The organism is Prosthecobacter sp., from assembly GCF_014879935.1.
GTDB lineage: Bacteria > Verrucomicrobiota > Verrucomicrobiia > Verrucomicrobiales > Verrucomicrobiaceae > Prosthecobacter.
In genome coordinates this window covers 51342-76669 of the sequence record NZ_JACSRD010000118.1, presented here as the reverse complement: position 1 = coordinate 76669, position 25328 = coordinate 51342, and the positions used below count along the sequence as shown (strand labels likewise).

16 protein-coding genes are annotated in these 25328 nt (G+C 62.1%); 2 read left to right on the top strand and 14 right to left on the bottom strand.

Annotation, left to right across the window (positions count from 1 at the left end):
* The first annotated feature begins 280 nt into the window (after nt 1-280).
* Complete coding sequence (locus tag IAE77_RS08920; protein WP_294224932.1) at nt 281-403, top strand: hypothetical protein; 123 nt, start codon at nt 281-283, stop codon at nt 401-403.
* 113 nt (nt 404-516) lie between these two features.
* Here the strand turns inward: IAE77_RS08920 and IAE77_RS08915 are convergent, their stop codons facing one another.
* Entirely contained in the window at nt 517-957 is a 441-nt protein-coding gene (locus IAE77_RS08915) for a nuclear transport factor 2 family protein (RefSeq protein ID WP_294224929.1), read from the bottom strand.
* A 73-nt stretch (nt 958-1030) separates the two neighbouring features.
* Here IAE77_RS08915 and IAE77_RS08910 point away from each other — a divergent pair, with 73 nt between their 5' ends.
* The gene (locus IAE77_RS08910; protein ID WP_294224926.1) at nt 1031-2854 is read left to right on the top strand and encodes a sialidase family protein; all 1824 of its coding nucleotides are present in this window, start codon (nt 1031-1033) and stop codon (nt 2852-2854) included.
* Nucleotides 2855-2863: 9 nt separating this feature from the next.
* Here the strand turns inward: IAE77_RS08910 and IAE77_RS08905 are convergent, their stop codons facing one another.
* The 13 genes from IAE77_RS08905 to IAE77_RS08845 form a co-directional block, all read right to left on the bottom strand.
* Complete coding sequence (locus tag IAE77_RS08905) at nt 2864-4261, bottom strand: DUF1501 domain-containing protein (protein ID WP_294224923.1); 1398 nt, start codon at nt 4259-4261, stop codon at nt 2864-2866.
* Nucleotides 4262-4280: 19 nt separating this feature from the next.
* Nucleotides 4281-6566: a PSD1 and planctomycete cytochrome C domain-containing protein gene (locus IAE77_RS08900; protein ID WP_294224920.1), complete on the bottom strand. Its 2286-nt coding sequence runs from the start codon at nt 6564-6566 to the stop codon at nt 4281-4283.
* Between the two features lie 80 nt (nt 6567-6646).
* Nucleotides 6647-7321, bottom strand: coding sequence for a family 16 glycoside hydrolase (locus IAE77_RS08895; RefSeq protein WP_294224917.1), 675 nt, complete (start codon nt 7319-7321; stop codon nt 6647-6649).
* Nucleotides 7318-7995, bottom strand: a complete 678-nt coding sequence (locus IAE77_RS08890) for an acyltransferase (RefSeq protein ID WP_294224914.1) — start codon at nt 7993-7995, stop codon at nt 7318-7320. The genes IAE77_RS08895 and IAE77_RS08890 overlap by 4 nt, the downstream gene beginning before the upstream one ends.
* Before the next feature lie 35 nt (nt 7996-8030).
* Nucleotides 8031-9551 (bottom strand): hypothetical protein, encoded by a 1521-nt coding sequence (locus IAE77_RS08885; RefSeq protein WP_294224911.1) that lies wholly within the window; start codon nt 9549-9551, stop codon nt 8031-8033.
* Nucleotides 9548-11170, bottom strand: coding sequence for a M14 family zinc carboxypeptidase (locus IAE77_RS08880; protein WP_294224908.1), 1623 nt, complete (start codon nt 11168-11170; stop codon nt 9548-9550). The genes IAE77_RS08885 and IAE77_RS08880 overlap by 4 nt, the downstream gene beginning before the upstream one ends.
* A gap of 17 nt (nt 11171-11187) precedes the next feature.
* Nucleotides 11188-12603 (bottom strand): hypothetical protein, encoded by a 1416-nt coding sequence (locus IAE77_RS08875; RefSeq protein WP_294224906.1) that lies wholly within the window; start codon nt 12601-12603, stop codon nt 11188-11190.
* A 35-nt stretch (nt 12604-12638) separates the two neighbouring features.
* Nucleotides 12639-13895, bottom strand: coding sequence for a hypothetical protein (locus tag IAE77_RS08870; RefSeq protein WP_294224900.1), 1257 nt, complete (start codon nt 13893-13895; stop codon nt 12639-12641).
* A gap of 20 nt (nt 13896-13915) precedes the next feature.
* Nucleotides 13916-16537, bottom strand: a complete 2622-nt coding sequence (locus tag IAE77_RS08865) for a DEAD/DEAH box helicase (protein WP_294224897.1) — start codon at nt 16535-16537, stop codon at nt 13916-13918.
* Nucleotides 16538-16608: 71 nt separating this feature from the next.
* The gene (locus tag IAE77_RS08860; protein ID WP_294224894.1) at nt 16609-17658 is read right to left on the bottom strand and encodes a hypothetical protein; all 1050 of its coding nucleotides are present in this window, start codon (nt 17656-17658) and stop codon (nt 16609-16611) included.
* Nucleotides 17659-17807: 149 nt separating this feature from the next.
* Nucleotides 17808-18566: a hypothetical protein gene (locus IAE77_RS08855; protein ID WP_294224891.1), complete on the bottom strand. Its 759-nt coding sequence runs from the start codon at nt 18564-18566 to the stop codon at nt 17808-17810.
* A gap of 68 nt (nt 18567-18634) precedes the next feature.
* Entirely contained in the window at nt 18635-22318 is a 3684-nt protein-coding gene (locus IAE77_RS08850) for a hypothetical protein (protein WP_294224888.1), read from the bottom strand.
* 266 nt (nt 22319-22584) lie between these two features.
* Complete coding sequence (locus IAE77_RS08845) at nt 22585-25323, bottom strand: tail fiber domain-containing protein (RefSeq protein ID WP_294224885.1); 2739 nt, start codon at nt 25321-25323, stop codon at nt 22585-22587.
* Nucleotides 25324-25328 lie beyond the last annotated feature (5 nt).

The following is a 25328-nucleotide window of genomic DNA, read 5'->3' as shown; positions in this document are numbered from 1 at the left end:
AATGCGTGCGCCAGTTTTTCGGCATGACTCTCAGTGACTCCGCCCTCAGCCAGCGCCGCCAGCAAGGCCAGGCAGTGCCCGGCGCTCAAAACACTCGTCGTGCGCGAAGTGCGCGGGCGGGTGTGGAGCCGCGCCCAAAACAAGTGGGTGGAAGTGCGTCTGTGGACCAGCCTGAGCGTGGAGCAAGCCGACGCCGCACCACTATCGAACTTTTCGCAAGGCGCTGGGATCAGGAGGTGTTTTACCGCGAGCTCAAACTTCGGGTGGCCGCGGCGAGCTGTTGCAAAGTCACACCCCCGAGAACGTGCAGCAGGAGACCGCCGCGCTGCTCATGGCCTGCACGCTGGTTGCGCGCGCAGATCGCCGCCTGCGCACTGCCACCACGACGATCCAGAAGCCGTGAACGCAAAATCCGCCAGCCAGTCATCCCATGGCCGCGCATGATGACCCCAACTTCAGTGACCGCCCCCGCAGTCTATCAAGTCACCAGGATTGCTTAACGGGATTGGATTCCCATCACTTCCGAGCATAAGGCCCCAGATGCTCGTGGGCGATGAGCCAGCGGCCGTTGACATTGCGCAGGATGGAGGTGCCGCGACCGCCGCCGACAGCATCCTCGCCGCTGATCCGGCCTTTCCAGCGGAACTCATAGTAGCAGGCGGCCACATCATCGGTGACGGCCGTCCACTTGATGTCGTGCAGGCTGAAATGCTCGTCCGCAATCATCGCGAAGGTCTTCTCAAAGGCGGCTTTGGCGGCTGCATGGCCGGTGAAAGTGTCCTCCGTGAAGATGAAAACCGCGTCCTCGGCCACATGCGGGGCGATCTTGGCCCACGAATGAGTGTTGAGGGCCTCGACGTAGGCGAAAAGGGCGGCGGCGTGGTTCATCAGCGGGTCAGCGGCTGGCAGTGAAACGGCGAACAGACAGCCAAATAGCGCCAGAAGGGTTTGGTTCATGGGGAGGAGGTGGATCGACGCCGTGGCCAGGCACAGGCTCGACATCCGCCCGTGTTTCTGATCCTATCTCATCATGAACCGCTCCCGTCCACGCGCCATCCTGGGTTTCAGCTTGTGCAGCACCCTCTCCATTCTGGCTGCGGAGCCACCGCGCATGCTGTTTCTCGACGATGCGGGCCACGATGCCGCCGCGCCGAGCGGCACACGCTCCGGTTATGCCATCCTGCGTCGCGAGGATGGCAGCTTTTGCTTCTACAATCCCAACGCGCCCGGCGCTGAGCCCATGCGACTGCCGGATGCGAAGGGTGAAATGCATACGCTGCTGCCCGCGCTTCCCGAGGACATCGCCAAATCGACGACGCTCATCGAAAGCGGCATCCTGAAGAACGCGCAGACGCTCCTCTCGGCCGACGGCAAGGTGCGGAGCATCACGGTGAAGTCGGAACGCCTCAGCAAGGAGGATGCGTCGCGCATCGGATTGCCGTTGTATCTGGATGTGTGGTATCAGCAAGGAAATGCCGAAGCGGTTTCGCCGCCGACGCGCACCTGGCGCGGCTACAATGGCTCGCAGATGGAGTATCAACGTCTCGCGAGCGCCCGCCTGATCGTGCCGCATGGGAGCTTCCTCCCTCATGCCAAAGCAGTGCCGCCCACGGGCCGACACGAGACCGTGATCGAATACTCCGACGATGGTGGCGCGAGCTGGCAACTGAGCGCCTCGAAACTCACCACGCCCTGCTACGAAGGCTACAACGGATCGAACGAAGGCGCGTGCGAGCCGTGCTTTGAAGAACTTCGCGACGGCTCGATCTGGATGCTCATGCGCACGCAGGCGGGTTGTCTTTACGAGTCGTTCTCCAAAGACAACGGCACCACGTGGTCTGCGGCAGCGCCCACGCGCTTCCGCACTTCGACCGGGCCGGCGAATCTGCTGCGACACCGCGATGGGCGGCTCGTGTTGACCTGGAACAACTGCGAACTGCCGCCAAAACATGAAGGTGTGGGCGTCTATGGCGGCCGTGATGCGCTTCACATCGCGATTTCCGATGATGATGGCCGCACCTGGCAGGGATTCCGTGAGATTTACCTCGATCATCGTCGCAACGACAACCCTTCGGCTTCCGGCGATCGTGGAACGGCTTATCCGCTCGCCGCTTTCAATGCCGAGGGTCAGATCGTCGTGCTCGCCGGCCAGGGCAAAGGCGGCCGCAATCCCATCCTCGTCGATCCTGACTGGATCACTGCCACCAGCGCCGAATCCGACTTCAGCGACGGCCTCGCGCAATGGTCCACCTATCAACACATCGGTCCGGCGAAGCGCTGGTGGCGTGGCCGGCGCGTGGGATGCGCTCTTATCGAGACTCCTGGCGAGAAAAGCACGCGCAGCCTGCATGTGCGCCATGTCGCCAGTTCAGAAGCACCCAGCGAGCCCGACACCGCTGTCTGGAACTTCCCCAACGGCTGGCGAGGCGAACTCACCGCCCGCATCCGCCTGCCGGCAGGCTCGCAGGGCGCGATCTTGTCGCTCAACGACCGCTTTTTCGATCCTTCCAACACGCTGGGTGAAAAAGCCGCTTTGTTTCAGGCCCGTGTGAAGCCAGAAAACACCCAACCAGACACCTGGCACACGCTTTCCCTGCGCTGGGACCTCTCGAGTGACCAGTGCGAGCATCGGCTGGATGACAAACTCATCGCCATCCTTCCGCTCCGTTCACGCACGCTGAACGGCGTGAGCTACCTGCGCATCCGTTCCGCCGCAGAAGCGCCTGATCCGCACGGCATCGTGATCCGCCATGTGAAGGCCGAAGTTTCCGATCCGAAAGCTCCGCCGGTCACCCGCGAAAACCAGGACGCCCACCAGCAACAATACGTCAAGACCATCGTGCGCACCTGGTGAGGGCCAGCCTCACGCAAACAGTTCCTTCACGACATTGCCGTGCACGTCGGTGAGCCTGAAATCGCGACCGGACCAGCGATAGGTGAGTTTTTTGTGATCGAGACCGAGCAGGTGCAGCATGGTGGCATGCAGATCATGGACATGCACCGGATCGGCCGCGACACCGAGGCCGAACTCGTCCGTGATGCCATGGACATGGCCGCCCTTCACCGCGCCACCGGCCATCCAGACGGTGAATCCGTCCACGTGATGATCGCGGCCAAAGACGGCCGGTTTGTCACTGCTGCCCTGGTAGGTGGAGGTCCGGCCCATCTCGCCACCCCAAAGGATCAGCGTGTCCTCCCACAGGCCGCGTTCCTTCAGATCGTGCAGCAGCGCGGCGATGGGCTGGTCGGCCTCCGCGCACAGCTTCTGGTGGTTTTTCACCAGGGAGCTGTGGCTGTCCCACGGCTGGCCGGTGCCGTGGTAGCACTGGATGTAGCGCACGCCACGCTCCGCGAGGCGGCGTGCGAGCAGGAGGTTCTTGCCCACCGGCGTGTCACCGTAGGCCGTGCGGGTCTCCTCCTTTTCTTGCTTGAGGTCAAAGGCGTCCGTGGCGGCGGTCTGCATGCGGAAGGCCAGCTCCATCGAATGGATGCGTGAATCCAGCCGCTCATCGCCGGGATGCCGCAGGAGATGATGGCGGTTCAAAAACTGCGTGAGGGCGAGCTGCGCGCGCTGATTGCCCGGGCCGATGTCATGACGTGTGAGATCGGGGATGAGCTGGCCTTTTGTCTGCGTCTCGATATGCGTGCCCTGATAGAGGCCGGGAAGGAAGGCGCTGGTCCAGTTCTTCGACTGCGCTGTGGGCAGCCCGGACGGCATCAGAACGATGTAGCCGGGGAGGTCGGCGCTTTCGGAACCGAGCCCGTAGGTCACCCACGAGCCGATGCTGGGCCGTTCCAGCACTGTATGGCCGCAATTCATCATCAGCAGGCCGGGGGAGTGGTTCGCGATGTCGCTGACCATCGAGCGGATGACGCAGAGGCTGTCCGCATGCCGCGCGACGTTTGGAAACAGCTCGCTGATCTCCAGGCCGGACTGCCCGTGGGGTTTGAACGCGAAGGGTGAGGCAAAGATGCTGCCCACACGCGCCTTCTGCACCGGCTGGAGCTTCTCCTTGACGGAATCTGGCAGCGGTTTGCCGTCCAGCTTCGCGAGCTGCGGCTTCGGATCGAAGGTGTCGATCTGCGACGGGCCGCCGTTCATGAACAGGTGGATCACGCGCTTCACCTTCGGCGTGAAATGCGGCTGTCGTGGCGCGAGCGGATTGGCGTCGTCCTTTTCCTCCGCGTGGAGGAAGTCAGACGCGGCAAGGGCACCGAGGCCGAAACCGGTGCGCTGGAGGAAAAGACGGCGGTTGAGCATGGCGGGTGGCGGGACGGGTTCAATCCAGGTGGAGCATCTCATTCGAGGTCAGCAGCGACTGTGCGACCAGCGGCCACGGGTCCTGCTGGCGTTTCTGCATCAGCGAGACAAACACGGCCACACGCTCCTGCTCTTTTTCCGTGGCATCGCGGCGGTGGACCCTCTGAAAAAGGGCGTTCACGATGTCGGGCCTGCTCATGCCGGCGCTGAGTTGCAGGCTGGCAGCGAGCGCCCGTGCCTTCGCGATGAGGAAAGGCGAGTTCAGCGCGAACAAGGACTGCTGCGGCACGATGTTTTCGCTCCGCCGGTCCGCTGTGGCGCTGGTGGAGGGGAAATCGAAGGCGCGGAGAGTCGGATCGGTGTTGATGCGGTTGATCAGGCCGTAGATGCTGCGCCGCGTGTTGCCTTCCGCGTCCCACATCGGCTTCGGATGGCCCTTGAGGCGCGGATCCAGCGTGCCGCTGAGCGCCAGCAGCGTGTCGCGGATCTGCTCGATGCTCAGACGCTTCGCATGGGCCCTCCAGAGCCACTGATTCGTCGGATCCTTCGCCGCCATCTCCTCGCGCACCCGGCTGCTCTGTTGATAGGTGCGGCTGGTGACGATGGTGCGGACCAGGTGCTTCAAGGACCAGCCGTGGGCCATGAAATCTGTCGCCAGCCAGTCCAGCAGCTCCGGATGCGTGGGGGCGGCGCCTTGCAGCCCGAAATCCGACGGCGTGTCCACCAGATGGCTGCCGATCAGGAAACCCCACACGCGGTTCACCAGCACGCGTGCTGTGAGCGGGTTCTCCTTGCTGGCGATCTTCTCCGCCAGGGCCAGGCGGCCGCTGTTTGCCGCTGGAAAGGCCTCCTGCGCCGGATCGAGCAGCTTCAGGAAGCGTCTCGGCACCGAATCGCCCCGCGTGTCGGCCTCGCCACGCAGGAAGATGCGCGGCGTGATCGGCTTCGACTTTTCCTTCACCACGATGGCCCGTGCCTCTGCCCCTTCGTGAAAGGTCACCAGTTCGCACATTTCGCTGCTTTGAATGACCTTCCATTGCGGCTGCCGTGCGCCGACGAGTTTCCCGGTCTTCCTGGCCGCGTTCACCTTCGCCTGGATGACCTCTTGCTTTTTCACGTAGTCCGCCCGGGAGTCCGGAGCCGGCTCGTAGCCGTCGATCAGCGGGAATTCCTCGAAGTTCGCATGCGGAACGCGGTCGATGGAACCGAACACGCCATAAAGCGAATAATAGTCCGCCGTGGGCACCGGTTCGAACTTGTGATCATGGCACCGGGCGCAGGCCACCGTCAGCCCGAGCAGCCCGCGAGTCGTGGTGTCGATCACGTCATCCACAAAATCATGCGGAGCCGCCGTGAACGGCGTCACGGCGATGAAACCGAGCGCCGCCTGCTCCGGCGCACGCTCCTTGAAGCCCAGCAGGTCCGCCGCGAGCTGCTCCTTGATGAAGACGTCGTACGGCTTGTCCTTGTTGAACGACTCGATCACGTAGTCCCGGAACGTGAAGGCGAAGGGATAGTAGGTCTCCATGCGCACGGCGGGGACGGTCACGTTGGCGGTGTCCGCGTAGCGTGCCACATCCAGCCACAGCCGCGCAAAATGCTCGCCAAAGTGGGGCGACTTCATCAGCCGCTCGATCTCGACCGCAGTGTCGGTCATTGCGTCCGCCTGCGGCGGCAGTCCGGTGAGGTCATAGGCCAGTCGTCGTTGGAGAACGGCCGCATCCGCAGGCGGTGAGGGTTCCAGACCTTTTTCCTTCAGCTTCGCACGGACGAACCGGTCCACCGGCTGCGCATCCCACGCGGCATCACCCGAGGCGGGCGGCTCCACCGCCTTCACCGGTTGAAAGGCCCAGTGTGCCCTGGCCTTTTCGAACAGGACGTCCTGGTCGCCGAGCTTTGAGAAAGCCGTCTCGCCCATGTCCTGCTTCGGACCGGGAGCGCCCATTTTCACCCACTGCTCCAGCAGCGCCACCACCCCGGCGTCGAGCTGATACTTCGGCGGCATCTGCATGTCCTCGTCCGCATACCGGATCGCCTGAATGAACAGAGACCCTGCCACATCGCCGGGGACGATCACCTGCCCGCTGTCTCCGCCATCCAGCCAGCCTGACTGCCGGTCGAGCAACAGGCCGCCCTTTCTTTCGCCTTCCGCCTCGCTGTGGCACTTGTAGCAGTGCTGCACCAGCAAAGGCCGGATCTTGGACTCGAAAAAGGCCGTTCCCCGCGTCTCCGCCTCCTTGGGGGCCGCGACAAGCGGCGCGGCCATGGCGAAGAAAACGAGCAGCGATGGAAAAAGGACTTTCATGGGCAGCCGTGGGAACGAGGACGGCACCGCCGGCTTTCAAGGCAAGTGCGAGCCATTCTTGCGGTCTGCCGCAAACCGCCTCACGACTTCGGCTTTGCGCTCCAGAGAGCCACGTTCCGGAACTGCGCCCCTTCATTCTTCGCGACAAAGCCGATGCGGCCTTTGCGCTCCTTGAAACGCTCGTGGCTGGCTTCGAGCACATGATCATCGATTTTGGCCTGGAAGTGGTCGCCGCAGATTTCAATCGTGATGCGGTGCCAGGTGTCGGGATCGAGTTTGACCTCGATCCTCTTCAGTTCCTCGCGGCGGGTCTCCTTGGCGATGCCGCTCATCTTTTGTATCCAGATCGCCGTGGGCGTGATCATCACGCGGCCTTGGTGGAGGTTCGGCTGGTTCGTGTCGCGGCAGACGAAACCAATCTGCGGCGACGGGCCCAGCTTGAACTCGGCCGTCAGCACGTAGTCGCCGAGGTCCACGATGTGCTCGCACACCGCCTCGTGGCCGTTCGGCCGGTTTTTGCTCGGAGCTTCCTGAATCTCATAGGCGGCGCCGTCCTTGATGCTCCAGGTGCCGATGCCGCCACGCCAGCCGTCGGTGCCGGGCTTCTTTTTGTCCGTGAAGGACTCGGGGCGGTCAAACTTCTCCGCCGAGATGAGTTTGTCCGCCACGCAGGTTTCCGTGGCTGGCGGAGCCGGATCGGCGGCAAAAACGAGGGATGAGGCGAGAAGAATGGTGAGTGTGAGGTTGGTTTTCATGATGAGGTCCAGTTTTCAGTCTTCCACGTTTCGTCGTGGTGGGCACCGAAAAGATCCGTCTGAGGCAAAAGCTGCTCCAGGAGGTTCTCGGGCAAAATGTTCGGTGGAAGCGCCTGATGACGTGCCGGAACGCCCATCGCGAGAGTTCCAGGCGGCACGTCCTTGTTCACCACCGCTCCAGCAGCGATGAAGCTGCTGCGTCCGATGCGCACGCCGGGACAAATCGTGACGCCTCCGCCGATGCAGACGTGCTCCTCGATGATCGCGCCCTGCACGGTGCCTTCGCGCATCGGATACTTCGCGTTCAGAAACGTGGTGCCAGGGCCGATGAAGACGAAATCGCCAATCGTCGTGCGGCTGGGCACATAGACATGCGCCATGATCTTGACGCCGTGGCCGATCTTGAGCCTGCCCTCCAGCGTGCATTTGTGATGCACGACACAGCGGTCCCCGATGGTGATTTCGCCGCGAATGAGCACCTGATGGCCGCATTGGAAACGATGCCCGATGGTCGTGTTCGCGTAAATGATGCTGCCGCTGCGGATGATGGCGTGATCACCGATGCGGGTGGGCTGCGAGTCGCCGGGATAGCGATAGCCGAGGGTCACACCGGGGTCGATTTGCGCGTTCGCGCCGACAAGGTAGTCGGGGCATTCCTGCCCCGATTCATCCATGAACGGGCCAGGAATGGCCCGATTACTTGCAGTATTCATTCGGGTTTGACGAAGCGGCGAAGGGTTTCGAGCGCCTGCGTGGCGATGACATCGCCGCCCGGCTTCGCGTACGGCGGCCGGAACTTGCTGTAGCGATAGTTGGCGCTCATGTATTCGCGGTCGCCCGTGTTCGGACCGTCGGTGAGATAGCCGTGCGAAATATTCGTGTAGCCGCAGGGCAGGGCCAGCGGCAGCGGCGAGCCCGCACGGATCTGCCGCCCGATGCCTTGAAACGGCTCGAACGGCATGCCGACGATGCCCACATCGCCGAGGCGCAACACCTGGATGTCCACTTCGAGGAACTTCGGCACGCTGTCCGCCTTGCCCTGGTGGCGCAGATCCAGCGCCCACTGGCTCCACGGCAGGATCATCTCCACCAGCGCCGCACGATAGGCTGGCGTCAGCTCGCTCGGGAAGTTTTGACCGACACATTCACGCGTGTTGTCATCGCCTGCCTTCGCCCGGCGGATGAAGTCTTCCATCTCCGCGATCTCCGCCTTCAAGACCGCCTCTGAAGGCAGCGGTGCTAACGGGACACGCACCTTTTCGATGGCAAAGTCGAGACCATCGCGCTGCGAGGGCTTCAGGTCCTTCAGAGCGGCGATGTAGCTGTCGGCCAGCATGCGGCCATACTTTTTCGAAAGCTCGACACCGCCACGAAACATGCCCTTCGAGTTCACATCGCCCGCACAGCCTTGCAGGAAACTCACGCTGATCGTTTTACCCGGAGAAAGATGCTGCGCGAGATGCTCACAGGCCACTTGCGGCCAGTCGCCAAACACCACGGGCTTCTCGGGATGAAAACAAGTCACCGGATGCGCGGTGAAGTGCGTGAGGGCCGTGACGACCTCGCCTTGGGCATTCTTGAAAACAACCAGCGGCGCCTGCTCATCGACATCGCCTTTGAAATCCACGCCCAGGAGGTCGCGATCCTCCTCGCGCATCAGGTAGGTGCTGCCATCAGCCCGGCGGCCCTTACGATTGTAGCTGATGCGCCCCTCGCTGCCGACCGTCCACCACACACTCACCGGTTGCAGCAGCGCGGGCAGTTGCTTGGCCGTGGCGGCGAGCTTCTTCAGGAAATCCTCACCCGCAGGCACCAGCTTTGGTTCCGCCAGTTCGCTGGGTGCGAGACGGTAGGTCACGGACGCTTCGAGGTGATTGCTCACCAGGTTGAAGTCCGTGTGGTTGTGCGAAAGCATCAGCAGCACATTCTCCACCGGCATTTTCAACGTCTCGGCCACCGTGCGCCGAATCAGCGGACTGATGTTCGCTCCTTTCGGCGAGTTCATATGCGGCGCGATGAGGCACACACGCCGACCGCCATCCTCAAACAACGTCACCGTCGTTCGCAACGGCCCCGCCACCTCCCGCACCAGCGCCCCGACCTTGCTCGCCGTGACACCGCCTTTGTCCGGAACCACGTCGAAATCGAGCGCGGCGACTCGCAAGCGCGGCGCTTCTGCCGCGGTCAGGCAGAGGGGGAGCGCGGTCCAAATGAAAAGCAGCGTTTTCAAGGCTTGTTGGGGGATGAGAGTTGTCGTGTGACCTCCACGGGCGGCTTCCAGCCGATGGGGCGCTTTTCTTTGCCGTCGTAGGCGCAGGTGACGACAAAGAGGTCCATCTGGCGTGTTTGTTCAGGCGGCAGATTGATCTGCACCTGGGTGTAGCCATCGGCAAACCAAGCCTCGTAGCCATCGGTGGCGCTGACGGGCAGCGCATGGCCGTTCACGGCGACTTCCAGGATCTCGGGCGAGCGATAAGGCACGCGAAAACGGAAGCCGATGCCGTGCTGGATGGGCTTGCCGCTTTTCACCTCACGCGGATCGGAGGTGAACTCGTATTCGGGACCGAGCTTCACAAAGCGCTCGATGCGGTCAGCGTTCACATCGGGAAACGTGCGGAGATTCGCGATGAACTTCGCTGGATCGTTGTCGAGCGCGGCGATGCCTTTCGGCGTCACGGCGCAGACGTAAGTCGTGCGGCCTTCATACTCGGGATACATCATGCCATCGGCGAAACCGGGCTGGCGGTTCCACAGCTCGCAGCGGCTCTCACGGCGCTCCGATGCCGTGCGGCCGTAGGCGGTGACGAAACGCCCCGCCCGAGCACGCACACGGGTGACGGGATAGCCGGTGAAGCGCTCATCCGGCCACTGCTGGTTCCCCAAATCCAGCACACCGCACACGCGGGCCACGCCGCTTTGCTCCCAGCCGATCTCCGTCGTCGAGATCATCGTGTGATGCTTCATGTAGCCATAAAACATGGTGCGGAAGCGTTGCGGGCGCGGCGCATTCCACAGGCGGCTGCGAAACACGTCGTGATCCGGATTGTAAAAGCAGCGCTGTGCATCTGCCTCGGCGCGATCCGATCCAAACCCCGCCTCGACACCAGCTTTCACCATCGCCTCCGTCACACGCGGGTCCCACGGGCGCACGCCACAGTTCGAATACGAGCAGGCGCTGATCTCAAACATCGTCTGTCCCTGCCGCATCGTGCGGTTGCCGAGCTTGTCATCGGGGAAGGCCTGCAATCCAGTGCCGTGCAGGTCGAGATGCACCTCCGGGCGATATTGATCCACAATGCCGAGAAAGGCCGCCAACTCCGGCGTGCGCTCAGGAACAGCCAGTTTTAGCTTCGGCAGGTCCCAGTAGCTGAGTTGCGGATCGTAGAGATCAATCTTCTCCTTGTTCGTGAAGCGGTCCGTGGTGAAGAACGCATAGGGATTCGCGATGGGCACCAGCAGCACGATCTGCTTCTTCCGCGTCTCCTTCGAGAAGTCCGAATCATCCAGCAATCGCTCAATCAGGTGCAGGATCGTCGTCGTTCCGGAGCGTTCCGGCCCTCCATGCAAGGCGGAAACCAGCGCCACCTGCTTGTCCTCGTCCGCCACGCTGGCGTCGGTGATCTTCACCAGATAGACCGGCTGCCCGTCATGCGACTCACCCCGTTTCTCGAACTCAAACACGCCCGGATGCTTCGCCGCCCAGTATTTCAACGTGGCCTCGTATTCCGCGAATGAAATGCGATGCACCGGCTCCTGCCACGGCTGAGGCAGACGGTCGAGCGGGTCTGCGGCTCGCAGCAGACAGAAGACAGCACTGACCAGCAGCGAAATGGATGTGAGAGACTTCATGACGATGGAGTTTGGCTTCAACGGACAAACTGCATCGCGAACAGATCGGCCTCGATGAGGTGAAAACGCAGGCGCACGGGCCTTCCGGCGAGTTTTTCGAGGCTGCCGCCTTTCCACGTCACGGCTTGGTCGATGAAGTCGCCGTTCAGCGGAGTGCAATCCTCCAGCGTGAAGCCTGGAATGGCCTTTCCGGTTTCATCTTGCACCTCCACGCGAGTTTCGACCTGACTCACGAGATTCAGCATGAGCTTCGATCCCGTGAAGGTGAGCGGCTTGGTGATGATCTCACCATCTTCAGCCGAGGCGGAGACGAAACCGTCCATGCGGAAGGTGAAGCGGCGGATGCGGCTGCCGGGACCGGCGTAATAGGCCTCGGTGGCATACACAGACAGCTCGCGGTCGCTGCCGGGGAGCTGGAGCAGGCCGTTGGTCATGTAGTTGCTGCGGTTGCCATCGCGATCCTTCGGTGCGGTGATGGGGATGAGCGGCTCCTCCCAGCGTTTGAAGTTCACGCCATCCCGGCTGGTCATGAAGACCGGCTCCACCTGCTCATGCTTCGCCTCGTAGCGGGTGGGAAAGCCCAGCAGCAGGTGGGGTGCGCGGAAGTAGGGCCGCACGGCATTGGTATAAAGCTGCACCTCAGGCGCATCCGGGCCGTAGGTCAGGTTGTTGAACTTTTCCCAGCTCAGAAAGTCCTTGGAAACGGCCGTGCGAATCGCGCGGACACCTTTCGGCTTCCAGCCGCGCTCATCGGTGTAGCCTCCCGTGAAGTAACGCCAGTAGGCCCGGTAGGCCCCGATCTCCGCGTCATAGAACGCGAGGTTCTGTGAGTCGAACGCACCCGCGTCGATCACCGGCTGCTCCCGCATCCGTGACCAGCGCACGCCATCGGCGGAGTGCCATGCCTGCAGGCTGGGCTTCTGCTTGCGTGTGGTGTTATCTCCCATGCCAGCGAGCGCTTTGAAGCGTGACTCGGGCGGGCAGTTCGGATTCGTGTCGAGGAAAGGCGTGAAGTTGTGACAGCCTTCGCCAACGAGGATGATGTTGTTCTCCTTTGATCCCTGAAACTCGACGAGGCCGAGCTTCGGCTTCGTCCAGGTGATGCCATCGCGGCTCTCCGCATAGCAGGTCAGCTCCTCGTGAGCGCTCTTTTTGAGTTTTTCGTCAAAGTGCGTGCCGCGATAGTAGCAGCGATACAGGTCACCATCCTGGATCAGCGTGAAGTAGCCGGACGTGTTCCCCTCCCACGGCGCATCGCAGACCAGCGCCACTTCCTGCGCCTGGGGTTTGTGCAGTTTCAGCTCCACACCGCTCTTCGACGCGATGAGGTGTTCGTCCACGAACAATTCGCGCTTCATTCCCAGCGGGATCACATCGGCGGCCATTGCCGGTGTGCAAAGCAGGAGGACCAGCCAGAGGAGGTGTTTTGACATGCCTTGCTAACGCAGCCCCGGCTGATTCTTTTCGATCACGGCAGGCATCCATGCCGCCGCGCCTTCCAATACGCGGCGAGATGGTAAACAAGCCCACAGCTCGCGTTATGCGTGTAATCGAAGCTGCCGATGAGCTTTTGCAGCGCCGCCTGTTGCTCGTCCGTCAGCGTGGGCGAATCGAGCATCATCAGAATCAACGCCGATTCACCGGCTTCACGCGTGAGATGCCAGATTTCGCGAAACGGACCCCACTGAGGGTTGGGATAGCCTTTTTGGTTCTTCCATTCGGGAACCTTGCGCCAGTCAGGACCGAGCATGCGCATCTCCTCAGGGCTCTTTTTGGCAATTTGGGCTAAAACACTCGTGAATCGCTTCGCGGCGAGATCGCGAACGTGAAGCATGTGCGCGTCAATTTGCGCTTTGAGAGCCGAATCAGGCTCCAGAGCATGCAGAAGCTCCAGTGAGCACTGCATCTGAAGCAGCGCATACGCCGGTTTGCCCTCGCCGGGGTTCGCCGACTGCGCGATGGCCTCCGCAGCGTATTTGCGCCATTCCACGCGATAGCGTTCGTCCTTCGTCACATCCCACGCCGCTGCGTAAATCATCGGCAACCGCGCTGCCTCGTGCGACTGCACGCTCCACATTCGGCAGATACTCAGCGGGCAGCGAGTGCCATCCGCGCGGCAGAAATCGAAGTCATTCTCCGGCGTCACAAATGCGATCATCCGCTCCGCCACATCGGCAAGGATCACGCGGATCTGCTGCTTCATCGCTTCATCCGCCAGCGGGCTGTGAAAATACTGCCACAAGCCATGCGCGAAGTGCGTCACCTGATCGCGTGACGAGTTGATGTAAGTGCTCGCGGCATCCTCCGGGCAAACATTTCGCGCCACGAAACCCTTCACGCCATGCACGGTTACGCAGCGTTTGAGGCCGGCAAAAACGCTCGCGGCCTTCTCTCGCAGCGACTCCTCTTTCGTCACCGCGAAACGATCACACAGCACACTCAGCATCGCTCCGCCGAGGATCGCGCCGTCCTCCATGCCCGTGCTGTAGCCGCAAGGATTCGGATGCTGCCGCTTCACCTCATCCGCCGTCGGCAAATGCGCCTGCTCTTTGCCTTTTTCATAGCTGCTGAGGTAATCGCCAAAGGTCTGAACCTGCGGGAGATAAAATCGCGTCCAGACCATGTCCCTGGCGTGCTCGATGTTTTGCGCGGCGTCCTGCGCTGGAGTTTGGCTGCAAAAGAGCGCGAGAAGTGCAAAAGAAAGAAGTTTGGCTGCTTTTCTCATGAAGAGTTGAGGTTCCAGCTTCAAAACGGGATGTCGTCGTAGTCGATGGTTTCGATGAAATGAGCTTCATCAAGGGCTCGCTGCGCTGCTTGCTGATGCGGTTCTGCTTCTTCCTCCAAACCTTCGGCGATGAGCAGTTGGGCGACTTTTTGCTTCCTGACGGCGAAGGTGCGGAGGTCGGTGATGCGCTGGATTTGCTCGGGGGTGAGGGCGGGTTTGGGCGGAGTAGGTGGTGCCTCGCCGCTGAGGTGGCGGGTGGCGCGGGTGTTGAAGGTGATGAGGCCGATTTCGGCGAGGCGCTGGAGGCTCTGCCAGGTTGGTTCGTCGAGGACGTGGAGCTTGGGGGCGTTGCCACGCCACTCGGTCTCGTGGAAGAGGGCGCTGACGGCGGCGGAGCGTGAGACATCTCGCAGCACGGTGAGGACGACGGGGCTGCTTTCGCCGGGAAGGATGGCTTCCTGGCAATGGACGAGGCTTTGACCGAGCACGCTGGCGGCGCGGTCGGCAAAGGCTAGCGCGGGGTCGCTGGGCGGTGGCTTCGGTGCAGGTGTGGCGGAAGGCGGCGGAGCTTCGCTGATGAACTGTTTGAGGCGGGCGAGGTTGGCGTCGTTGCCTCGCTTGAGCTTGGCATTGGCGAGGGATTCCGCCGTGCCATCGAGCACGCCTTCGGCGAGTGTCATCTTGGTAGCGAGCGTTTCGAGCATGGCGGACTCGATGGTGTTCTCGGCGATGAGGTTGATGACGGTGACGGGGCGCTTCTGATGCTTTCTCCAGGCGCGGGCGATGCGCTGCTCGAGCTTGGCGGGATTCCACGGGAGGTCGCAGTTGATGACGACGCTGGCGTTTTGCAGGTTGAGTCCCACGCCGCCAGAGTCGGTGCTGAGGAAGAGGCGGCACTGTGGATCACTGCGGAAGGCCATGATCTCGGCGCGGCGCTTCTGCTGCGGCACGGAGCCGGTGTGCCAGGCGAAGCCGATGCCGTTTTTCTCCGCCCAGGTGCGCACTTTTTTGAGCATGCCTTCCCATTCGGAGAAGATGATGACTTTCACATCGGGGTCGGAGAGGGCTTCATCCAGGATGCCGTCGAGTTCATCGAGCTTAGGGCAGTCCTGGCAGTCGTGGCCTTTGATGATGCTGGGGGAGTCACAAATCATGCGCATCATGCCGAGGAGGACCATGAGGATGTCGGACTCCTTTTTGGTCAGCGCACGCCGAAGGGACTTTGCCACGAGCTGGGAGACCTGTTGTTTGACCTCGTCGTACTCATTCCGCATGGCCTGTGTGAGCTTGATGAAGTGCTGGCGGTCCGTGCGGATGGGCAATTCGGTTTCGACATCGTGCTTGCGGCGGCGGAGCAGCACAGGCTTCACTCGCTCGCGGAGAGCGGGCAGATTTTGATAATCCTTCGGACGGCCATTTTCATCGAGCTGGTAGAACTCGCGATTGAAGCGGAAGAGCGGGCCGAGCAGGCTGGGATCGAGGAAATCGACGATGGAGTAGAGTTCGTCGATGCGGTTTTCGATGGGCGTGCCGGTGAGGACGAAGGCGTAGCGGCTTTGCAGGCGCTTGACGGCTTGCGCGGTCTTCGTGGCCCAGTTTTTGATTCGCTGAGCTTCGTCGAGGACGACGATGTCGGGCTTGAGGTGCGTGTTGATGTCGAGCGTGTCGGTGACGACCTGTTCGTAGTTCACGATGGTGAAAAACGGCACCTCAGCGGCGGTGTAGGCTTTCATTCGTGCCGTGCGCGGCCCGAAAACGAGCTGGAGGCCGAGCGTGGTGAAGCGCTTGATCTGCTCCTCCCACTCCGTTTTCAAAGAAGCGGGCGTGACGACGAGCACGCGCCTCGCTTTGCCTAAATGATGCAGCAAGGCGCACGCTGCCACGGCCTGGATGGTCTTGCCGAGGCCCATCTCATCCGCGAGCAAGGCCCGTTCACCAAAGGCCAGATGCAGCATGCCCTCGCGCTGATACGGATAGAGCGGATGCAGCGTGACGTGCTCGGGGTGACGGCCTTCGACGACGCCGGTCTCGTAGTCACGGCGTAGGCTGCGGCGCTCCTCGGCATGACGGCGGGACTCGATAAAAGGCTCCACGTCCTGTGAGATGCGCACTTTGCTCGTGCGGCGGAGCTTTGGCAGCGCTTCGTGGGGATCGCCGATGAGGAAGCCTTCGTCATCAAAGAGCGGACGCAGATTGGCAGGCAGTGAGGTGAAGGGACGCTCGACGCGCAGGCGCTCGCCATCCGGCACGAGATGGAGATGCGGCGAGGTCTTTTTCTCCGCGAGCTGGTAGTCCGCTTTGTGACGGCGCTTCAGCCAGATGAGCGTGGCCTCGATGTGCTTGCAGGTGCCAAGCCCGGCGGTGCGGAAGTCCGGGCAGGTGCAGGAAAAGGAACGAGAGGCCAAATCCCGCACTTCCACTTGGTAAGTCATGCCGCTGGGCGACTTCACCGCAAAGGTGGAGAAGACCGGATGCTCAGCGTTGAGGTTGGAGATGGCATGCTTTTCATCCCGCGCCCGCTGGATGCGCCGGAGCACCTCGATCTCATCCGTGCTGCGCCAGTCTCCTGCCGGTGGCAGCGGGATGGCAGATGACTTCTTCCTGGCGCGTTTGGTTTTCTTGGGAGCGGTCTTTTTCGGCATGGATGTCCGAGCTTTGAACAGAAATGATGCGGGGGCAAATCATGCTCTGGGAAAGGGTGACACAGCAAGCCTTAGCGGCCGTAGCCTGGACGCATGCTCTGAAGACGCACGACGATGGTTCGAAGAGAGCCATGAACGGTTTTGAATCTCTCGTCCGACAGCCATCTTGATACTGTTTCCAGCGAGTTCCGATCACGCACTGCCAGTTCGGCTCCTTGAAGCGTTGGTGTCTTGGTCAGCAGATTGTGCGAGACCGCCACGTTGGCGTTGGGAAAGACGCTGGCAAAGCCGCGCAGCTCATCATCGGTGCGCTTTGGATCCAGAAGATAGGTTTCCACAGCCTGACGCTGAACGGGATCGGCCACATCGGCGCGTGCGATCATGTTTGACAGCATCAAGCCGCTCTTTGGATGAGAAGAGGCCGATCTCGCCAGATCGGGCAGGACTTTGGCCGGGTCTGCCATGACCAGCCGATCAAGGGTGAGAAATGAGGCGTGCCGCACGGCTTTCGCATCACGTTCGTCGCAATGGGCCAGCAGGTCCGGTGTGAGTTCCGTGTTTCTTGTGTGCACGATCACGTCGAAGGCTTCCAGATAGCCCGCGCTGGGGGTCTTCTGCCATTCTTTGTGTCGCAGCAATTCGGCGGATTTTGATTTCAACAATTCGTCTTCGGTTCCCACGCGGGCGAGGTTTCGCATCGCGACTGCCCATTCGTCAGGGGAGCGGCTCGTGGCCAGCAGTTCTTTTGAGCTGAAGGCCGCTGTTTCGGGGTCAGTCAAATAGAGCAGATCAAGCAGGAACACACGCCATGACGGCCAGCCGGAGAGATTCTGACCTGCGTCAAGGACCAGATCGAGCTGAAAACTGGTGTCTTCACCGGACCTTAGTTGGGCCTGGATCCATTTGACGGCCTCCTTCGTATCCATCTGTCGAAGCGCCGATTTCAGTTCGATGAGAGACTGCTTGGTCTCAGGCGCGTGAGGCGCCGCGTGAATGTGAGTGGTCGATGTCCTCACTCTGTCAGCCAGTGTCGGAATCACCTGGGTATTTGGTTTGCGGCCGCACAGGAGAACGGTCAGCAGCACGGCCAGAAGGAACAGTAACCATCTGAGGTTTCTCATGGCCTTTTTCTTTTGCTGCCTCGACCGGACGGGCCGCGCTTGGATGGTTTGCGCGCACTCTGGAGGAGTCTCGCGATGGAACGGTCGTCCAGCTTGTCAACAGCAGACAGGGCAGGGGTGGGTTTCAGTTTCATGATCTCGGCAGGGGGTTAGGCAGATGGCGGCGTCATGCGATCCGTGCGCTCAAAAGCGCGTGCCAGGCACGCCAGTTCCTCATCGACGTCATCGGGATTGGCGAGTGTTTGCTGTACTTCCCGGCGCAGCCGGTCACGATAATCGCCAAGGAACCGGCTGAGTGCCACGCGTAGTGCCGCCGGTGTCATCCCGAGTGATGCAGCCAGCTCCTGGGTGGCTTCACCAACAAGGCTGCCGCCTGCCAGAACCACAGGGCGGAGAGCCTGGTAGAGAGGCAGCTTTTCTTTTCGACGGTAGTCATCCTCCATCTCCGCCAGCACACGACGCAACATCTCCTGGGCCCATTTCCGCTCGAAAACTCGCTCAGGCGTGTCCCTGTCCGTCAGTTTCTCCTTCTGGAAACGCTCTTCGTTCCTGGCTAGCTCCTGCTCTGCCTCGATGCTGACGTTGAGGCGTTCATTCGCGTGGCTGCGATGCCAGTTCAGCAGGAATCGGCTCAAGGCGGTGGAAAGAAACCCGCGCAGCCGCCCCTGCTCCTGATGGGTGCCTTGCAGCGACTCGTTGCGCAGCAGCTTCGCCAAAAAGTCCTGCAGAGCGTCCTGTGCGTCGTGATGCGTGAGGCCACGCCTGCGAATGAAACAGTAAAGCGGGTAGTGGTAGGCCGCGCACAACTCCTCCAGCGCCGTCATCGCCACGGTCTCGTGCCGGCTGCGAAGTCGAGAGATGAGCGTCCAGTCGGTGCTGGGAAAATGCCCTTGAGCATGGGTGTTCATGATTGGTTTGAAGGCGGATACCCGCGCGGCTTCATATCGCTACAGAACGGGGTGAAAAAATAGTCCTCTCAATTCGCAGGCCCGGTGACGCGGATGCGGTAGAAGGCCGCGCCTCCGGTGATCGAAGGGTCGGTCAGGGTGACTTGGCCATCCGCACTGACGGGACCGTCGGACGTGACGGTGAACCAGGTGGTCAGATTGTTGCTGCGTTCGAGATAGTAAGTGCGTCCGGCTTTGCCTGCGGTGCTGAGAGTGAAGGTTTCTCCGCTGCGGGCGGGGGCGGTGGCCTTGAGGAAGTCGCCACTGAGGGTCGGGTTCGTGCCTGCGGCGTATTCGGCGGCATTGGTGAAGCCGTCTCCGTCGGGATCGGCGTTATCGGCTGCGTTGCCAGTGTTGGCGGTGGTGCTGAAGTGCGCCTGACGCCAGCTTTCCTGAGGTGTGGCATAGGTGAAGGTCACGCTATTGAGCTGGCCTGCGGTGACGATGACGTTTTGTTGCGCGGACGCGTCGAAGTCGGCCACGGTGGTGAATTGAATCACGTAGCTGCCGGGACTGAGAGCGGATTTCGTGGCTCCGCTCGCGCGATAAGTGCTCTCGGGGGAAAGTCGCCAGCCTGCGCCGGCATTGCGAGCGCCCGAGGGCTCGATGATCACTTTCAACGCACCTGCACTGCCGCTGGCGATCGTGGTGTAGCTCGTCTGCGTGATGCCGCCGCCGGTGTTGTCGGCTCCGCCGTTGCCGCTGACCTCGGCACGCGTGAAGAGTTCGATCACGCTGCTGTCGATCGCTCGCACGACGGTCTGGTTGTTGCCGCCGAGATACACCGCGGTGGGATACCACGCGCCGTTCGTGTGGCGCACGCAGAGCGGGCCGCCGCTGTTACCCCCGCTGCTGCGGATGCCGGTGGTGGTGAAGGTGCGGCCGTAGCCGGCAGTGAAGACGACATTGAACGCCGTGGTGGCATGCATGATGCCTTGGAAGGCGGGTGCGATGCCATCGACGGGATAACCGACGAGCATTTTGTCGGCGCTGGAGAGCAGGTGCTCGTTTTGGGCCAGATCACTCGCGAGGTAGCCGCTGAAGCCGTCGCGTGCGGCCGTTTCGTTGAGGTAAATCGCCGCGACATCGAGATTTTGGGACTGCGGCGTCGAATCACCGGGAGAATTGTCGATCACGCGCTGCGCGGCGTAACCATCGAAGAGATAAAAACCACGCGGTGTGATCGGGCGCGGCTCGTGCACGGCGGCGTGGCGTTGAAACAGCCACTGCAGGCCTTTGACCGTGCTCAGCGTGCCATCATCCCACACGACATGCGCCGCGGTGGCGATGACACGCGGTTTCACCACGAAGCCGCTGCTGACACCGGCATCGCTGCGGAGCTGGCCCACATGCGCGGAGGGCTGCGCCGTGTCCGTGCTGATGCTGGCAAAGCTCAGCGGAGACGGCGCCGCGCCGCTCGACGAGTCGGCGAGGAAGTAGGTGATCGTGGGCGCGGCGGTCTGGCCGTCGCTGATGATCACGTTGGTGTTCGGCGGCGTGGCACGTCCTGGAACCGGTTTGCACTCGATGAGGTAGCTTCCAGGCACGAGGCCGCTATAGAGGTCGCTGCTGTCACGCCACTGCGCATCGCTTTCCCCAAGGAGCCGCCACTGGGCGCGATTGGCACCGGTGGTGATCCCGGCGGGCTTCACCAGGACAATCAAGCCGCCGCTGCCGCTGGTGGAGGTGTCGTAGTAATCACGAGTGATGTCCGTCTCGGAGGAGGCGATCAGTTCTCCTGGCGGATGAATATGCCCCGGCACCGGTCGGAACTCGATCTCGCGATCCCGGGTGGTCAAACCGGTCGCGGTGGAGCCGGATGCGCGCCAGCTTTGCTCGCCGACGAAACGCCAGCCGGTGAGCAGATTCGCGGGCGTGAGGTTCACCGTCAGCGTGCCTGCGGCGGACGGAGGCGCAGTGGGCGACTGACGCAGCAGGCCGGAGAGGAGCGATACCTGGAATGAAGAGGTGAGTCCGGTGGTCGTGCCGCCGCTGCTCACGGCACGCACGCGGTAGTAGTAGGTCGTGCCTTGCTGGAGATTCGTCAGCGTGGCGCTCACGTTTTCCATCACGTCGCTGCTGAGGACCGCGGGGACGGCGCTGAGACTGTTCGGGAAGGTGGTGCCGTCCGTGCCGTAGTCGAAAAACACCTGCGTGGCCGCGTGGCGCGCCCGCACGCTGCCCAGCACCTGCACACTCGTCGTGCTGAGCGCGGTGCTGCTGCCGGTGACGGCCTCCGGCGGCGGGTAGGCGCTGGTAAAAGTCGAAATGGCGCTGGCGGTGGTGCCGAGGCTGTTCTGCGCGACGAGGCGGTAGTGATACTGCGTGCCCGGCAGCAGACTCTCGATGGAAACAAGTGCGAGCTGTGTGGTGTTCGTGTTGCCTGCGGGCGTGGCCACCGTCTGGCTGCCGAGCGCGGGCGTGGTGCCGTATTCGCAACGCAGCGTGGTGGGGCCGCCATTGGGATTCACCGTGCCGATCACCAGCACGAGATCGAGTGACATGACAAAGGCGCTGCCGGAGGTCACACTCGGCGCGGCAGTCGGTGTGATGCCGCTCACGGGCACAAAACTCACGTTCGAGCCCGGCACGGTGCCGCCGATGTTCGCAGCGACCATGCGGTAGTGGTAGGTGACGCCACTCGTGAGGCCGCTGATGGGGGCGGTGACATCCACCGCGGCGCTGCCGACAGGAATGTTCTGCACGGGCGTGTTCGTGCCGTAGGCCGTGCTCGTGCCGTATTCGAACCACACCGTCGTGGCGCGGTTTTTCGGCAGCACGCTGCCTGCCAGTGTCGCGCTCGTGGCGCTGATGCTGGTGGGATTGGCTGCGATGACTCCGGGCGGGTCCGGATTCGTGGCAAAGGTGATCACGCTGCTCGTGCTGGTGCCTGCGGCGTTGGTGGAGCGCAGGCGGCATTGATAAGTCGTGTTGGGCAGCAGGCCCGTGGCCGTGGCGATGACGCCCACGGCGACCGATCCGGTCAACGGACTGGGCTGCGCGGCGATGGGCGTCCAGCTCGTGCCATTGGTGCTGATCTCGAAGCTGCTGGTGGCGGCGTAACCGTTGGGATTGACCTGGCCGTTGAGTTTGGCGCTGTCGATGCCGACTTCAGAGGCTGCCTGCGCGGTCACGACTGGTGCTTGCGCGGTGATGGTGACGATGAAGGTGCCGTCGTCGGTGCGGTTCGTGCCCTCGGCGTTCGTGGCGCTGAGACGGTAGTGATACACGGTGTTCACCGCCAGGCCCGGCAGCACCGCGCTCACGCTTTGTGTGCTGGTGCCGTTGTTCGGGCTCAAGGTCACGCTGGCGCTGCTGCCGTAGCTGGTGGTCGTGCCGTATTCGAAGACGGCCGTCGTCGCCAGCCCGCGCGGGTTCACATAGCCGTTCAAGGTCATGTCCACCGTCGAAAAGCCCGTCGGCAGCCCCAGCACGACCTCCGGACCGGTGAGCGGCACCTTCTGCGCGATGTAACCCTGCGCCGAAACCACGCCCGAGACGCTCGAAACGCCCGCCACGCCTCCCAGGGCCATCTCATGGCCGTAAACACCGCCTGCGGCGCTGCCGCCCGCGATCCCGACCGCCTCATTCTGCACCTCATACGGCCCGCCACTGCGCACCGCTGCCTGCGCGGAGAACGCGAAGAGCGAAAGCAGCATCACAAAGGCTCGATTCAGCCGCAGAGGAGCAAAGAGGTAGAGAGCGCAGAGCATTTCATAAAACTCTGCCCCCTCTGCTCCTCCGCCTCTCTGCGGCCAAACCGAAGGCCAAAACGCCCCCTCCCGGTGTGATTCACCGAATGGGCATTCGCGATGCCGCGAAGCAAAGTAGCCATCTCGCTCCGCGAGATGAGCACAGTGCGCTCGCGAGCCATCAGGTATGCTCGAACTGTCCCACGCTGCGGCAGTCAGCGGCTCATCTCGACGGAGCGAGATGGCTGCTTTCCTGGCGGTGGCGCGGGGCTTCATGGCGGAAAAGGTCAGAGCTTCGTTTCGCTGCTGGAACCGCGGGAAAGGGCCTCTTCGAGCTTTTTGAGCCGTTCTTCGAGCTCGCGCTCGCGCTGCGTGTGCGCCGCGTCGCGGGCTTCGAGCTCCTGAAGCTGCTTTTTCATCGCCTCCACCTCCGCATCGCGAGTTTCGGCCCGGCGATGGTCCTTGAGGAACTCGTTCAGCAGCATCGCGTTCACCTGCTCATAGCGCACCGACTGGATGCCGCCGTTTTCATCGCGCACGACGAGCAGCGGGTCGATTTCCGCCACCTCTTCCGCGATCAGGCCAAACTGCGGCAACTGGTTCGGGTCCAGCTCCGCATGGTAGCGGAAGGCCACCGGCCTCATCCGCAAAATCGTCTCGCTGGCTGCCCCCATGTCCACGATGTCATGCTTGAACCGACGCGACGACGTCGCCGTGCCAAGCTGGCCCGACGAATTGACAAACACCTGCGCCCCGCCGCTGCTCGTCACGCCGGAAATGCCGGCGATGAAGGCTTTAAAGTGTGCGCTAGCGTTACCGATGCGAATGTTATTCGCTTCTGCAGCGACCCCCTCGTTGCCGATGTAGATGTTAAAATTGCCCGTGGTGAGATTCTGGCCTGCATTATACCCGAGCGCGATATTGCCTCCTCCTGTGGTGGTGGAGTCAAGTGCGTTCAAGCCGACAGCTGTGTTACCTCCACCTAAGGTGTTGGCATATAACGCCTGGTTTCCGATGGCGACATTATCAGAAGCCGTGGTATTTGCTGCGAGTGCCCGGAAGCCGATCGCCGTGTTGTTGCTGCCGTTTGTGGTGGCATTGAGAGCATCACGGCCAAAAGCCGAGTTTTGCCCCCCGGAGCTGTTGTTGTAGAGAGCGTTGAAACCAAAAGCGCTGTTGTCGGCACCTGTCGTGTTGCTAAACAACGCGCCTCCGGCCACGGCCGAGTTGCCAGATCCGCCCGTGTTCATTTTCAGCGCCTGATATCCGAAAGCGGTGTTGTTGCTCGTGGTGTTGGCGTCCAGCGCCTGATATCCCACAGCGGAGTTAAAGCTTCCAGTGATGTTGGAGGAGAGAGCCTCAAAGCCAGCCGCCACATTGCCGGTGCCGGTGGTGTTGGACAGGAGGGCATCCGTTCCCAGCGCCGAATTCGCAGAGGCGGTGGTGTTTGAGGCGAGCGCGTTTTTGCCGATGGCGGTGTTGTTGGCGCCTGTCGTGTTGGCCTGGAGCGCCTGGTGCCCGAATGCGGCGTTGTATTGCCCGGTGGTGTTGACCCGGAGCGCATAAAGACCCACGGCGGTGCTGCCGCCGACGGTGTTCGCATTGAGCGCCTGCACACCGACGGCCACGCTGCCAGCACCCGACTGGTTGGCGGACAATGCATCATAGCCGATGGCGACGTTGTTGGTGCCGGTGGTGTTCGCAAACAGCGCAATCGTGCCCAAGGCCGTGTTGTTGGCCCCCAGATTGGTGCGGAGGGCTCCTTTCCCAACGGCGGTGTTGTTTATCGCCGAAGCATTCGAATACAAAGCCTCATGCCCGACCGCCGTGTTGTTGTCCGCGTTGTTGGTGAAGAGCGCCCCCATGCCAACCGCCGTATTCGAGCCACCCGTTGCGTTGCTGTTCATCGCCCAGCGACCGACGGCGATGTTGCTGGAGCCTGAAGCATTCATTTCAAGCGCATAGGAGCCGATGGCGGTGTTGTAGTTGCCTGTGTTGTTTGTGAACAAGGCCCGCAGTCCCACCGCTACGTTCTGGGTAGCTGTGGTGTTGGAGTAGAGAGCGGTTTGCCCGATGGCGATGTTTGATGTTCCGGTTGTGTTTGAATACAGCGCATTGGTGCCAATGGCTGTGTTGGGAGTGCCCGTGGTGTTGCTGAAAAGGGCCATGTTACCGACAGCCACGTTGTTCGAGACCGTGTTGTTGTAGAGCGCTTGATTCCCGAGCACCGTGTTGTTGCCGCCAGACGTGTTTGAGTAGAGAGCGCTGGAGCCCACAGCGGTGTTTTGAGATCCAGTCTGGTTGCTGAAGAGCGCAGAGCGGCCAAATGCGGTGTTGCTGCTGCCCGTCGTGAGTGCGGCCAGTGCATTGCTGCCCGTGGCGGCATTGTCGGAGCCGGTGAGCGTGAAATTGCCCGCGCTGATGCCCGTGAAGGTGTTTCCGCTGCCGTAGGTGTGCAGGAGCGATGCGCCGCCCTGGGTGATCGTGCCTACACTGGCACTGGAAGTGGCGGGCAGGCTCAATCCGCCGCTCAAGGTGGCCGTGCCGCTGAGGGTGAGGCCGGTGGCGAGCTTGGTGCTGGTGACGGTACCGTCGGCGACGGTGGCGGCCATGAAGGCGTAGCCGGTGCTGGCGAGGCGCTGGTCCGGGGAGAGCAGGTTCCAGCCGTTGGTGCCGTCGTTGAACCACACGCGCAGGCGCACGTCCGGATTCGTGAACACGCTGGCCGGGACGGCGGTCATGTTGGCGAGCGCGGTATCGCCCAGCAGCAGCGAATAGACGCCATTGCTCACCGGCAGTGAAACGGCCGCGGTGGGCTGGGATCCGGCGGTGCTAGTGCCGTCATTGCTCCAGTAAGTGGTGCTGCCGTCCGTGTTCACGAGCGCGAACTTAAACTGGCCGGTGCCGGTGAAGCCAGTGCCGTTCACGGTGACACGGCCCTGATAGTTCATGAGGCCAGGCACTTGTGCAATGAGGGAGGATGCGATGCCAAACCAGCCAACAAGGAGAAGGAGCGTCTTTTTCATGAGGA